This window comes from Actinoplanes palleronii, from assembly GCF_016862315.1.
Classification (GTDB): domain Bacteria; phylum Actinomycetota; class Actinomycetes; order Mycobacteriales; family Micromonosporaceae; genus Actinoplanes; species Actinoplanes palleronii.
Genome location: NZ_BOMS01000073.1, coordinates 157,993 through 170,614, shown reverse-complemented (window position 1 = coordinate 170,614; position 12,622 = coordinate 157,993). Strand labels below are relative to the sequence as shown.

General features: G+C 71.8%; 13 protein-coding genes and 1 pseudogene. 8 read left to right on the top strand and 6 right to left on the bottom strand.

What is annotated here, in order from left to right; translation table 11 throughout:
- The 6 genes and pseudogenes from Apa02nite_RS24530 to Apa02nite_RS24505 all read right to left on the bottom strand — a co-directional run.
- Positions 1-227 (bottom strand): annotated as a pseudogene (locus tag Apa02nite_RS24530) (hypothetical protein); the annotation flags it as partial.
- Between the two features lie 207 nt (positions 228-434).
- Positions 435-1,049 (bottom strand): CE1759 family FMN reductase, encoded by a 615-nt coding sequence (locus Apa02nite_RS24525; RefSeq protein ID WP_203827063.1) that lies wholly within the window; start codon positions 1,047-1,049, stop codon positions 435-437.
- Entirely contained in the window at positions 1,046-2,152 is a 1,107-nt protein-coding gene (locus Apa02nite_RS24520; RefSeq protein WP_203827062.1) for an LLM class flavin-dependent oxidoreductase, read from the bottom strand. Before Apa02nite_RS24520 ends, Apa02nite_RS24525 begins: the two co-directional genes overlap by 4 nt.
- Before the next feature lie 126 nt (positions 2,153-2,278).
- Positions 2,279-2,791 (bottom strand): DUF6529 family protein, encoded by a 513-nt coding sequence (locus tag Apa02nite_RS24515; protein ID WP_203827061.1) that lies wholly within the window; start codon positions 2,789-2,791, stop codon positions 2,279-2,281.
- A gap of 1 nt (position 2,792) precedes the next feature.
- Positions 2,793-4,673, bottom strand: a complete 1,881-nt coding sequence (locus tag Apa02nite_RS24510; protein ID WP_203827060.1) for a serine/threonine-protein kinase — start codon at positions 4,671-4,673, stop codon at positions 2,793-2,795.
- 44 nt (positions 4,674-4,717) lie between these two features.
- Positions 4,718-5,002: a pyrophosphorylase gene (locus Apa02nite_RS24505; protein WP_067687986.1), complete on the bottom strand. Its 285-nt coding sequence runs from the start codon at positions 5,000-5,002 to the stop codon at positions 4,718-4,720.
- Between the two features lie 126 nt (positions 5,003-5,128).
- On the opposite strand from Apa02nite_RS24505, the gene Apa02nite_RS24500 reads away from it, so the two are divergent.
- The 8 genes from Apa02nite_RS24500 (at position 5,129) to Apa02nite_RS52615 (ending at position 12,564) form a co-directional block, all read left to right on the top strand.
- Positions 5,129-5,578 (top strand): WXG100-like domain-containing protein, encoded by a 450-nt coding sequence (locus tag Apa02nite_RS24500; protein ID WP_067687985.1) that lies wholly within the window; start codon positions 5,129-5,131, stop codon positions 5,576-5,578.
- A 1-nt stretch (position 5,579) separates the two neighbouring features.
- Positions 5,580-10,184 (top strand): DUF6531 domain-containing protein, encoded by a 4,605-nt coding sequence (locus tag Apa02nite_RS24495; protein WP_203827059.1) that lies wholly within the window; start codon positions 5,580-5,582, stop codon positions 10,182-10,184.
- Entirely contained in the window at positions 10,181-10,513 is a 333-nt protein-coding gene (locus Apa02nite_RS24490) for a hypothetical protein (RefSeq protein ID WP_203827058.1), read from the top strand. Before Apa02nite_RS24495 ends, Apa02nite_RS24490 begins: the two co-directional genes overlap by 4 nt.
- The gene (locus Apa02nite_RS24485) at positions 10,510-10,893 is read left to right on the top strand and encodes a hypothetical protein (protein ID WP_203827057.1); all 384 of its coding nucleotides are present in this window, start codon (positions 10,510-10,512) and stop codon (positions 10,891-10,893) included. The genes Apa02nite_RS24490 and Apa02nite_RS24485 overlap by 4 nt, the downstream gene beginning before the upstream one ends.
- Before the next feature lie 3 nt (positions 10,894-10,896).
- Positions 10,897-11,268 carry a hypothetical protein gene (locus tag Apa02nite_RS24480; protein ID WP_157441946.1) on the top strand — a complete coding sequence of 124 codons (372 nt, stop codon included), beginning with the start codon at positions 10,897-10,899 and terminating at the stop codon, positions 11,266-11,268.
- 36 nt (positions 11,269-11,304) lie between these two features.
- Positions 11,305-11,778: a hypothetical protein gene (locus Apa02nite_RS24475; RefSeq protein WP_203827056.1), complete on the top strand. Its 474-nt coding sequence runs from the start codon at positions 11,305-11,307 to the stop codon at positions 11,776-11,778.
- Positions 11,778-12,374 (top strand): DUF6531 domain-containing protein, encoded by a 597-nt coding sequence (locus tag Apa02nite_RS24470; RefSeq protein ID WP_203827055.1) that lies wholly within the window; start codon positions 11,778-11,780, stop codon positions 12,372-12,374. The genes Apa02nite_RS24475 and Apa02nite_RS24470 overlap by 1 nt, the downstream gene beginning before the upstream one ends.
- Before the next feature lie 94 nt (positions 12,375-12,468).
- A complete protein-coding gene (locus Apa02nite_RS52615) occupies positions 12,469-12,564 on the top strand; it encodes a hypothetical protein (protein ID WP_507762493.1) in 96 nt (31 codons plus the stop codon).
- The last annotated feature ends 58 nt before the right edge of the window (positions 12,565-12,622 follow it).

The window sequence follows — 12,622 nt, the reverse complement described above, 5'->3', positions numbered from 1 at the left end:
GGGGGCAGCAGCTCGGGTGGGGGCTGCGGAGGCAGGGGCTCGGCGGGTGAGGACGAGCAGGGCGGGATGGCCGCTGGGCGGGTGCGGGGGATCGCGATCAGGTGCTGGTGGCGGGGTGGTGGGCCGGCGGTGGGGCGGGTCCGGGGCAGGGCGATCAGGTGGCGCCTGATGTCGGGTTGGTCCGGCGCGGCGGCGCGGGGCGGTGGTTCCGGAGTGGAGGTGGCCACCTGACCAGCGTGGGCAGCGGAGTGTAGTGGTGTCGATCCCCTGCGTGTGCCAACCGTGAGGTGTGAACCGGGACCACCGGATACGCCCGGGAGTGGCCCAGCGATCCGGTGGATCGCCTGCGTGGCGGTGATGGCCCGGGACTGTGCACAGGTCGTACAAAATGAGTGACGGCCTGGCGAAAACGCCAGGCCGTCAGTGAAAAGCGGTCAGAGGGACTTCATCATGTCCTCGAAGTCGGCCGTGAGGGCGAACGGGTCGGTGACCGTGGCCGGTTCGCGGCGTTCGAGTTCGCGGGCCAGTTCGGCGGCCGCGCGGTCGATGCGGCCGCGCAGGGGGCCCTCGACCGAGTTGGCGCCCCAGTCGTCGCTGGCGGCGAAGACCGCGGTCGGGGTCGGCAGCGCGCGGAGGTAGGCGAACAGCGGACGCAGCGCGTGCTCCAGGACCAGCGAGTGGCGGGCGGTTCCGGCGGTCGCGGCGAGCAGGACCGGCTTGTCGAGCAGCGCGTCCTGGTCGAGCACGTCGAAGAACGACTTGAACAGGCCGCTGTAGCTGGCGCTGAAGACCGGGGTGACCGTGATCAGCGCGTCGGCGGCGGCGACCGCGTCCTGCGCCTGCTTCAGCGCGGCCGGGGCAAAACCGGTCAGCATGTGGTCGGTGATCTCGTGGGCCAGGTCGCGGAGTTCGACGACCTGGACGTCGAGGGTGACGCCGAGCTGGGCGGCGGCCCGCACCGCCGCCGCGGACAGCTGGTCCGCGAGCAGGCGGGTGGAGGACGGCTGGCTGAGGCCGGCGCTGATCACAACGAGATTGCGCTGCTTCATGCCTTCACCTCTTCTTTGATCTCGAGCTTGGCGGCGTCACGGGCGGCGACGAGCGAGGCGTGGGTCGGCGCGTCCGGGACGTGGGCCGGCTTGAGGGCGGCGAACTCCTTGCGGAGCACCGGGACGACCTCGCCGAGCAGGTCGAGCTGCTCCAGCACGGTCTTCAGCGGCAGGCCGGCGTGGTCCAGCAGGAACAGCTGGCGCTGGTAGTCGCCGACGTAGTCACGGAACTTCAGGGTCTTCTCGATGACCTGCTGCGGGCTGCCGACGGTCAGCGGCGTCTCCCGGGTGAAGTCCTCGAGCGACGGTCCGTGGCCGTAGACCGGGGCGTTGTCGAAGTACGGCCGGAAGTCGTTGATCGCGTCCTGGCTGTTCTTGCGCATGAACACCTGGCCGCCGAGGCCGACGATGGCCTGGTCGGCGGAGCCGTGGCCGTAGTGCTCGAAGCGGTCGCGGTACAGCTTGATCATGCGCTGGGTGTGCGACGCCGGCCAGAAGATGTGGTTGGCGAAGAAGCCGTCACCGTAGAACGCGGCCTGCTCGGCGATCTGCGGGCTGCGGATCGAGCCGTGCCAGACGAACGGCGGGACGTCGTCGAGCGGGCGCGGCGTCGAGGTGAACGACTGGAGCGGCGTACGGAACTTGCCCTCCCAGTCGACGACGTCCTCGCGCCACAGCCGGCGCAGCAGGGCGTAGTTCTCCAGCGCCAGCGGGATGCCCGCGCGGATGTCCTTGCCGAACCACGGGTAGACCGGGCCGGTGTTGCCGCGGCCGAGGGTCAGGTCGACCCGGCCGTCCGCGAGGTGCTGGAGCATCGCGAAGTCCTCGGCGATCTTCACCGGGTCGTTCGTGGTGATCAGCGTGGTGGCGGTGCTGAGCTGCAGGGTGCTGGTCTGCGCGGCGATGTACGCGAGCGTGGTGGTCGGCGACGACGAGAAGAACGGCTCGTTGTGGTGCTCACCGAGCGCGAAGACGTCGAGGCCCACCTCCTCCGCGTGCTTCGCGATCGTGACGATGTCCTTGATCCGCTCGGCCTCGGTCGGGGTCTTCCCGGTGGTGGGGTCGGCGGTGATGTCGCTGACGCTGAAGATGCCGAATTGCATGACCCGCTCCTGAAACCTCCGGCCGGGGCTCGTACGTCCCGGACTACCCCGCACAACCTTGTTGACGGGGAAACTATTTCAGATTCAAACAACTTCGGCTGCGGCGCGGGTCACACTCTCGACTTTTCACGTGAGGAAGTACCACAGCGCGGAGGTGAGCCAGATGCTGACCAGAGCGGTGAAGACCAGGCCACCGGCGAGCGGCAGCACCCAGGAGCGGCCGGTGTCCGGCTGGCTGAGGACCAGCATCTTGGCCACGAACGCGCCGTAGAACAGGCAGCCGAGCAGCGAGTGGGCCAGCACGCGGGCGCTGTCGAAGCCGAAACCGAGCGCGTACAGGCAGTGCACCGCGACCGGCAGCGAGAGCAGCACGGCCAGGCGGCCGCTCCAGCGGTGCACGACGGCGGTCCAGGGCGGTGACGGCAGGCGGCCGTAGAGCGCGAGCGCGGAGATCAGCTGGACCGCGGCGAGGACCACGACGCCGGTGGTCAGAGCGGCTTTCAGCAGGATCGGCTGCCCGAGCGTGCCGAGGAAGGAGAGCGCGGCCGGGTCGTGCAGGCGGCCGAAGACGCCGAGCCCGACCGCGACACCGACACCGGCGACGACGGGCAGCCAGAGCAGCGGCCGCCGAGCCGCCATCTCAGAAGCCCTCGCCGCTGTCGACATCGATCGAGGTGGCGGTGACCGTGGTGCCGTCGACGGTGGTGGTGCGGCCGGTGACGTCCAGTTGCGGCGCCGGGCCGACCTCGTCGCCGTCGGTGAGCACGCCGACCTGGCGGCCGTCCGGCAGCACGATCCAGGAACCCTCCACCTTGGCGCCGCGCACCTCGGCGGACGCCCGGTAGAGCCCGGACGGCTTCTTCGCGACCTTCAGGGTGAAGCCGTGCTTCTCGCCGCGCAGGGTGATGTCACCCTCGGCGCCGCGCGCGTCGAACGTGCCGTCGATCTTGCTGCCCTTGCCGGACAGCTTGAGCACGCCGTTCTCGGCGGTGCCCTTGAGCCAGGCCTCGACCCGGTCGCCGTCACAGACGTAGGCGATCGCGATGCCGTCCCGGATCGAGATGGCCAGGGTCCCGGCGTCGTCCTCGACGAACCCGGCCAGGGTGACCCTGATCAGTGCCGGGGCGCTGGTGGGCGCGCTGGTGGCGACCGGGTCGGTGGGCGGCAGGGTGGCGCCCTGGCCGGCGGTCGCGGTGGCCGCGGGCAGGCTCGTCACGCCGACCACGGCGTCCCGGCGCGGGTCACGGTCGTCGGCCGACGCGATGTTGACGCCGATCAGGGTCGCGGCGACGGCCGCGAGCACCGCGAGGGTCACCAGGGGGCCCCGGCGCCAGCGAGGCGGTCCGGCGCCGGGCTGCGGCGCTTTCGGGGGTACGGCGGGAGGCGTCACGCCGGGCCTCAGCCGCGTCTCCCGGATCTCGGGGTCGGTGGGTGCGGTGCCGAACTGACCGGCCCACGCGTCGACGGGGTCGGAGGTGCTCGCGGAGCTCGGGAACGCACCGGCCCAGGCGCCGCCCGTGGCAGCGCCTGCTCGGCTGGCGGCCGCCGCGGCCGCTCCGTTGGCGGCCGCCGCCCCTGCTCCGGCTCCTGCTCCTGCTCCTGCTCCTGCTCCTGCTCCGCGCAGCGTGGTCTGCCGAGAGAGCGGGCTCGGCCCCCGGGCCGCGGCCGCGCTCTCCGGGCCGGCCGCGGTCGGGTCGGCGGCTGCGGCGCCACCCAGCGGCTGGGGCGCGCGGGGGAACCCGCCCGCGGGCTGGGCCGACAGCGCGCCGGCGTCCGCGAGGCTGCGCAGATAGGACGCCAGGCGCCGGGCGGTCGGGCGCTGACGCGGGTCGGGGAGCAGGCACGACCGGGCCGGGCCGGCCAGCTCGGCCGGCAGCGCCTCCGGGTCACCCTGGGAGTCCCCGGTGATCATCTCGACCAGCAGGACACCGAGGGAATACACGTCGGCCGCGGCGGTCGGCGGCGCGCCCTGCCAGATCTCCGGAGCGGTGTAGCCGGGTGTGCCCCCGGCCACCCCACGGTCGGCGTCCAGCAGCAGCACCGCCACCCCGAAGTCGGTGACCCGGGCGACGGGTGGGTCGGTACCGCGTACCAACAGGAGGTTTTCGGGTTTGAGGTCGAGGTGCACGACGCCTTGCGCGTGGGCGGCCGCGACCGCGCCGGCCACCTGGGCGACGATCGCGGCGGTCTCGGCCGCACCGAGCCGGCCGTCGCGCTGCGCGAGATGGCGGCGCAGGTCGGGACCGTCCACGAAGTCCATCACCAGGGCCACCGCGCCGCCCTCGACGACCAGGTCGCGGAGCCCGACGATGTTGGGATGGTCGAGGTCGCGGAGCGCCGCCTCCTCCCGGAGGAAGAGCTCACGGACCCGGCGGTCGCCGGCCAGCTCGGGGCGCAGCAGTTTGGCCGCCAACGGTGGCCCGCCGGAGCGCCGCACGGCTCGCCGGACGACGGCGAGGGCGCCTCGTCCGATCTCTTCGTGCAGCACGTATTCCCGGCCGAGGGCATCCTGATCGGCCATCCCCGTACCCTTTCCGGAATTGATCTAGCGGACCGGAAGACCGATTATGATCCGCCGCCGGCGGTCATGATGTTCTGAGCGATCTTCTGCAGCTGGTCGCGCAATTCGTCCAATTCCTGCTTGGCCTTGTCGAGTGCGGCTTTCGTCTCCGGCCAGGTCTGATCGCGGAACTGCTGCGCCAGCGGACCATCCCAGACGTCCGGGTTGGACAGCATCTTCCCCTGCGCGTCGAGCTGCGAGATCTGGTCGGTGAGCCCGCCGTTGATGATCGCTTGGACCTGCTGAATAGACGTCTTGGCCTGATCAGTCGAGAGTACTCGTCCCGGCATCGATCCACTCCCCCGAATCATGATGATCAATTTTGACTCTGTCTTCCCGGACTGCCATTGTCGTCACAGGAGACCTGTCACCGCAAACACTCTTCGTATTCTGTGGACAACCACGGGGAGAGAACGATGGTCGATCTACGGGGGATTTCCGAGGACGTTCCATACGACCGTGAGGCCGCCGACCGGCTGGCCGGGCAACTGCGCGCCGCGGCGGACGCCTGCGACGGGCAGATCCCCCGGCGCACCACGATCGCGTCGCACGCCGCGCAGGAGTGGCGCGGTGTCTACGCCCGCCAGTTCGGCACCCGGATGGACATCTGCACCGGCGACGCCCGCCGGCTCGCCACCGCGATGCGCCAGGCCGCACAGCAGGTGGACGAGCTGAGCCGGCTCGCGGCCGAGGAGCAGTCGCGCCGGGAGAAGGCGCGCGCCTGGCAGCAACAGCAGGAGGACGAGGGCGTCCTGGACAAGATCGGCGACTTCTTCTTCGGCGAGGACGACCTGCCACCGATCCCCGACCCGGTCACCCCGCCCCGTTTCACCTCGCCCGCCCCGGCCACCGCGGCCAGGGAGTGAGATGGACACGAGCTCCGCGCGGCCCGACGACCTGGACGACTTCGTCCGGGACAGCCGCGCGGCGGACGACGAGTTGCGCACCCGGTCGACCCAGTTGCGCAGCGCGTACGGGGAGTTCCAGGACGGCAACCGGTGGGGGCATCTCGACGCCACGTCGCTGCTCACCGCGTTCGGCACGTACATCGACCTGAACGAGGGCGACGCGAAGTGGGTGGCGCAGATCGCGGCGGCGTTCCGGGCCGCGGGTGGGGACGGTGACCTCGCCCGGCTTCCGGATGCGGCCATCGCCGCGAGCCTCCGGGCGGCTGGACTCGGCGGCGGGCGCGCTTCGGTCACTTTCGACGACCCGATTGCGTACGGGTTCCCGCCGACCAGCGGGTTCGCCGACGACCCGGTCAACACGGCGAGCGGCAACTTCGTACACAAAGCTGTTGATCGTGAAGGTTTTGATCGGGTCTACAACAGCCGATCGTCGGCCGTCGGCGCGTTCGGGACCGGCTGGTCGTCGTGGGCGGACACCCGGCTGCGGATCTCTGCGGACGGTGCCGCGTTCCATGGGCCGGACGGGCAGGTCGCGTTCTTCGGCCGCCAAGGAGCGGGCTACGGCCGGGTCGTCGGCATCGCCGCGACCCTCGACGGCGATCTGAGCCTGCGCTGGTTCGACGGGCGGGTGTGGCGGTTCGACGACACCGGGCGGCTGCTGACCGCGAACGATCTGTCCTTCGTCTACACCGACGGCCGCCTGAGCAGTGTCGGCGACGTCACCGTGGGCTGGACCGGCGAGCGGATCACCACGGTCGGCGACGTCGCGTTCACCTACGACGAGTCCGGCGACCTGGTCGGCGACGGCACCCACCGTTACGAAGTGGACGACGGCCGGGTCACCGCGGTGATCGACGCCGACGACGTCGTGCACGCCCGCAACACCTACGACCCCGACGGCCGGGTGCTCACCCAGACATCCCGGTTCGGACACCTCACCCGCTACGTCTACCTGCCCGGACACGTCACCGTGGTCGGCGAGACCGACGTCTACGTGCACGACGACCGGGGCCGCCTGCTGTCGGTGACCGACGCGCACGGTCAGACGTTGCGCCGCGCCTACGACGAGTGGGGTCACCCGGTCACCGTCACCGACCGCAACGGCGCGGTGGTCACGATGAGCTGGGACGACCGGGGTCATCTGCTGCGCCGGGACGGCTTCGAGTACCGCTACGACGATGCCGGCCGGGTCGTGGAGGTGAGGTTCGGCGACGCGGCGGTCCGCTACCGGTACGACGGCGCCAACCGCACCCCGTCCGACATCGTCGACGGCGAGGGCGGTGTCACCCGGCTCGAGGTGCGCGGGGACCTGGTCCACCGGATCGTCGATCCGGACGGGGTGACGGTGGACTTCGGCTTCGACGACGCCGGGCGGCTGGTCGCCACGACCGACGCGGACGGCAACACCGCGCGCCTGGAACGCGACGGGCTGGGCCGGGTGGTCGCGGCGATCACGCCGCTCGGCCGGCGCACCACGTTCGAGTACGGCCCCGGCGGCCACCTGGTCGCACAGACCGATCCGGACGGGGCGCGCTGGCAGTGCGAGTACAGCCGCGCCGGCCGCGCCACGGCGAGGATCGACCCGCTGGGCGCCCGGCACGAGTTCCACCACGGCCCGCATGGCGAGGTCGAGGCCTCCAGGGATCCGCTCGGCCGGATCACCACCCGCCAGTACGACAGCCTCGGCAACCTGGCCCGGCTGATCCTCCCGGACGGCGCCAAGTGGGACTTCGCCCACGACGCACTGTCCCGCCTGATCAGCACGACCGATCCGGCCGGCGCCACCTGGCTGCGCGAATACGACACGATCGGCACCCTGACCGCCACTATCGACCCGGCGGGCACCCGGTACTCGGCGGCCGTCGACGCGCGCGGCCGGATCACCGGGCTGGACGACGGGATCACCTCGGCAGCCTTCGCATTCGACCCGCTGGGCCGGACGATCGCCCAGATCCGCCCGGACGGCAGCGCGGCCCGGGCCGGATACGACCGGTGCGGACGACGGGTCACCGTCGAGGGCCCGGCCGGCGGTGTCATCCGGGTCGAGTACACCCCGGCCGGACGGCTGGCGCGGACCGTCACGCCGGGCGGTGCCGTCACCGTCTACGAGCACGACCAGTGCGGGCGCCTCGCGGCGGTCACCGACCCGCTCGGGCGGCGCTGGACGTACCACTACGACCACGACGGGCGGCCTGTCGCACGGATCAATCCGGACGGCGGCCGGGAGACCCTCGAGTACGACCCGGTAGGCCGGCCGGTCCGGCGTCTCCGTCCCGGCACCGGGGCGGAGACCGTCGAATACAACCTGGCCGGGCGCCCGGTAGCGGCGTCGTCCCTGGCCACCGGGCCACGCCGGTTCCGCTACGACCTCGCAGGGCAGATGGTCGCGGCGTCCGACGGACTGGGCAACACCACCCACTACCGGTACGACCTCGGAGGCCGCCTCAGCTCGGTCACCGATCCGCTCGGCGCGACCACGGAGTTCCGGTACGACGCGGCAGGCCGGCCCGTCGCCCGGACCGACCCGCTGGGCCGCACGGGCACCGTCGACTACGACCCGGCCGGTCGCATGGTGACCTGGACCGACCCCGCAGGACGCCGGCAGCAGTGGCGACGCGACCGGTCCGGCCGGGTCCGGTCGATCGAGGCCGACGGCGCCGCGCCGATCACCGTGATCCGCGACGCGCTCGGCCGGCCGGTCCAGGCCGACGAGGGCACACGCCGGGTGACCCTGCACTGGGACCGGTCCGGACGGCTGACCCGGCGGGAGCGCGACGGGCTCCGGCTGTCCTGGAGCTATGACGCGGACGGTAACCGCACTGGTCTCACCTACCCGGACGGCAGCCGGACGGGATACGAGTTCGACGCGTCCGGGCAGCTCACCGCGGTACGTCACGGCGACGGCGCGCCACGCCTGCTGAACCGTGACGCCAACGGTGACCTCGTCGCCGCAGGCGGGGACCAGGTCGACCGCGACGAGTCCGGGCGGGTGGTGGCCAGGGCCGGCCGGAGATACGGGTACGACGCCACCGGGCGGTTGCGGTTCGCCGGTGAGACGGCTTTCGAGTACGACGCCAACGGCCGCCTGGTGCGCGAGCACGACACCGGCCGGGACATCGCCTACCGATACGACGCGGCTGGTCAGCTCCTCGCGCGCGGTGACACCACTTTCGAGTACGACGCCGCCGGCCGCCGGACAGCCGCCATCGGACCCGACGGCCGGGTCGACTACCGCTGGGACGCGTTCGGCCGGCTCGCCGGCGTGGGCGGGACCGGGGTCGAGGTGGACCCGCTCGGGGAACTCGCCGCGGTCGGCGGCGTGCCGGTGCTGTGGGACAGCGCCCACCCGGTCGGCGGGCCGTGCTGGATCGGTGACGAGCCGGTCCGCGCGTCGCCTCGTGATGCCCATCGAGATGATCGGGACGTCTGGGGAGCACCGGGCTCCGTGTCGCTGGCAGTCGGCTACCGAGGTGAACTGGAATTCGGCGGCCTGGTGTGGTTGCGCAACCGGGTGTACTCCCCCGCCGAGCGAAGCTTCCTGTCCCCGGATCCGCTGCCGGGGCTACCCGGCACCGGATCGGCCAACAACCCGTACCACTACGCCGGCAACGACCCGATCAATCTGGCCGACCCGCTCGGCCTGCGCCCGGTCACCGACGCCGAGCTGCGCGCCTACCGCGACGAGATGGGCAGCGGCTTCTTCGAGGACGCCGGCGAATGGGTCGGCGACAACTGGGAGTACATCGCCGCCGGCGCGATGATCGTCGGTGGCATCGCGGTGATGGCCACCGGCGTCGGCGGCCCGATCGGCGCCGCCATGATCGGCGGAGCCCTGCTCAGCGCCGGCAGCAGCGCCGGCATCCAGAAATTCACCACCGGCGAGGTCGACTGGGGCCAGGTCGCCGTCCAAGGCCTGATCGGCGGAGCCGCGGGCGGCCTCGGCGCCGGCGCCGGGATGCTCGCCGGCGGCGCCCGGTTCCTGGGAACCAACCCGTTCGTCCGCGGCGCGGTCGTCGGCGGCATCGAGAACGTCGCCGGTGGGGCCATCACCCGCGGGCTCAGCGGCGCCGATCCCTTCGACCCCGGCGGGCTGGCCACCGACCTGCTGATCGGCGGGGTTGCCGGGGGCGTCGGCGGCCGTCTCGGCGCCGGGCGGGCGGGCCCGCCACGACCGGGTGTCGGTGTCGACGCCAACCCGCTGATCCGGGCCCTGGATCACGGCGAACTGGCCGGCCTCGACAAGGCCATCGGAGATCGGGTGCCGGTGGTGTCGCCACAGGCGGCGAGCGAGTATCTGGCCCGGGGTGTGCAGCAGCGATTCGACGACTTCCTGAACCAGCGGGGCGGGCGGATCGGGGCGACACCCACCGAGGCCGAGGCGGCGGCACTCCGCGAGCGGGCGACCCAGATGGTCGACCAGTTCGGCAACAGCCGCAGACTGGGCGAGGCCGACTCCCGGGTGGTCGCATCGGCCATGCGCGACCAGTTGCCGCTGATCACCGACGACCGCCGCCTGACCAGGTTCCTGGAGAACCTGCCCTATCCGGTGGAGCCATTCCCATGAGCGCTTTCAACGTGGTCGTCGTGCCCGAGCCTGAGATTTGCCCTCGGTGCGGCAGCGAGATCACCCGAGAGGTCCAGTTCAAGTACGGCGACCGGCGCGCCTATCGGTACGCGGTCGGCGATGCCCTCCGGTGGGGCGGCAACGACCTCGGTGTCCCCGCGCGGCTGGTCCGGGTGCAGGGCTATCCGGAGGTGTGCCCGGTGTGCGGCTTCGACCCCGACACCGTCTATGACGTCGTCATCCGGGACAACGTGATCGAGTCAGTGGCCCTCGGCACGAGCACACCCTATGTGGGCGCCGACGAGGACTTCGTGGTGGTGGAGGGATGAGGATGCCGAACGAGCCACCCCACGAACAGAACGTCCTGATCGGCCTGATGCGGAGCGAAGGCGATCGGCTGCTGAAGGCCGATCCCACCCTGCTGGCGAACGCGGGTGGCTGGCGCACCGCGCGCGGCGGGCTGTCCTGCTGGCTCCACGCACGCCGGGCCGATCGGCCGGACGAGCCCAGCATGGAGATCACCATCGCGCTCGAGGGCGGGGGCGGGCGGTATCGCGCCGAGAGTGACATCGGCACCTCCGACGGCCAGGTCGTCGAGCTGCTGCAGACCGGGCCGGAGCTGCGCGGCCTGGACCAGCTGCTGCCATTGCTCCGGGACTTCTACGGCCGGCACGCCGACCTGATCTGGCACCTGGCGCGAGAGGAGTGACGGTTGGACGAAATGCGGGCGGTGCGGGACTCGCTGGTGGATCTGCTGCATCTTGAGGGGGATCGGCTGCGCCGGGCGGAACCGGATCTGCGGCTCTACGCCGGCAGCCGGCACCTGCCGACCGGTGTGCTGTCCTGCTGGCTCACCGTGACGCCGCCGGACGCGGCGCGGCCCAGCATGGAGATCAGCATCGATCTGCTCGGGGAGACCGGACGGTACCGCCTGCGCAGCGACATCGCCACGTTCGGCGGCCGGATCGACGCCGAGTGGGATTCCGGCCCGGAGCTGCGGCCGCTGGACGAGCTGGTCCCCTCGCTCCGGCGGTTCTACACCCTGCACGCGGACCTCAGCCTGCGCCTCGCCCGGGAGGAGTGACCCGCCCGCCTCCAGCGACCGAAGGACGTGATCCGGATGAGCTCTGACGATCGACCCGTCGCCGCGGTGGTGCTGTCGGCCGCCGCCGAAGTGCAGCTCGCCTTCGACGAGCTGGCGGTCTGGGCGCGCGAGCAGCGCGGCATGTCCGGAGTAAGGCCGACCTGCGACCTGCACCGCGGCAACCTGAACCGGGCCCTGGAGGTCGACTGGTACCTCAGCGTCCGGCACACCCGCAGCACGTTCGACCTGGAGTACTGCCTGGAGGCCACGCACGAGGACGGCGAGTGGCTGATCCGGTCGGCGGGGTGCGCCGCGGGCCACGATCCGAACGGCAGCGAGCGGATCTACGAGCTGCCGGACCGCTACGCCGTCACCGACCGGGAGTTCGTCGACGAGCTGGTCGGCGCCTGCCGGACGCTCACCGACCACCGCGCCAAGATTCTCGACCTGTTCCTGACCGTTTATGTCCAGGGCTTCACGAAGCCCGGCCGGCCGACGCGGAGGGCCTGATGGGAACCAGTTCGGCACAGCCGGACGACCTCGACGACTTCGTCCGGGACAGCCGCGCCGTCGATGACGAGTTGCGCACCCGGTCGACGCAGCTGCGCAGCGCGTACGGAGAGTTCCAGGACGGCAACCAGTGGGGGCATCTCGACGCGACGTCGCTGCTCACCGCGTTCGGCACGTACATCGACCTGAACGAGGGCGACGCGAAGTGGGTGGCGCAGATCGCGGCGGCGTTCCGGGCCGCGGGTGGGGACGGTGACCTCGCCCGGCTTCCGGATGCGGCCATCGCCGCTAGCCTGCGGGCAGCTGGACTCGGCGGCGGGCGCGCTTCGGTCACCTTCGACGACCCCATTGCGTACGGGTTCCCGCCCACCAGCGGCTTCGCCGACGACCCGGTCAACACGGCGAGCGGCAACTTCGTACACCAGGCTGTTGATCATCGGGTCTACAACAGCCGGTCCTCGACCGTCGGCGCGTTCGGACCGGGCTGGTCGGCGCGGGCGGGCGCCAGGGTGGCGACGTGCCGGAGACCATCCCGATCTATCGCGGCACCCGGCACGTCCTGGAGAACGACATCGCCGAGGAGACCGGGATGGTGATGAGCGACGCGGCCCGGCGCGCCTACGCGGAGACCGGGTCGCTCGACGAGGCGATGGCGGCGTCCCAGCGCGCCCACGACCGTGGGGTCGCCGGCTGGACGAGCACGTCTTCCAGCGGGAGTGCCCGGTCTGTCACCAGACCATCCCGCACTACATCCTCGAACAGATCAACCTCGAGCCGGCCGACTAGGCGGCCTGGCCGAGAGCGGTCAGCAGGTCGAACGCCGGGCCGGCAGCCGGCCGAGAGG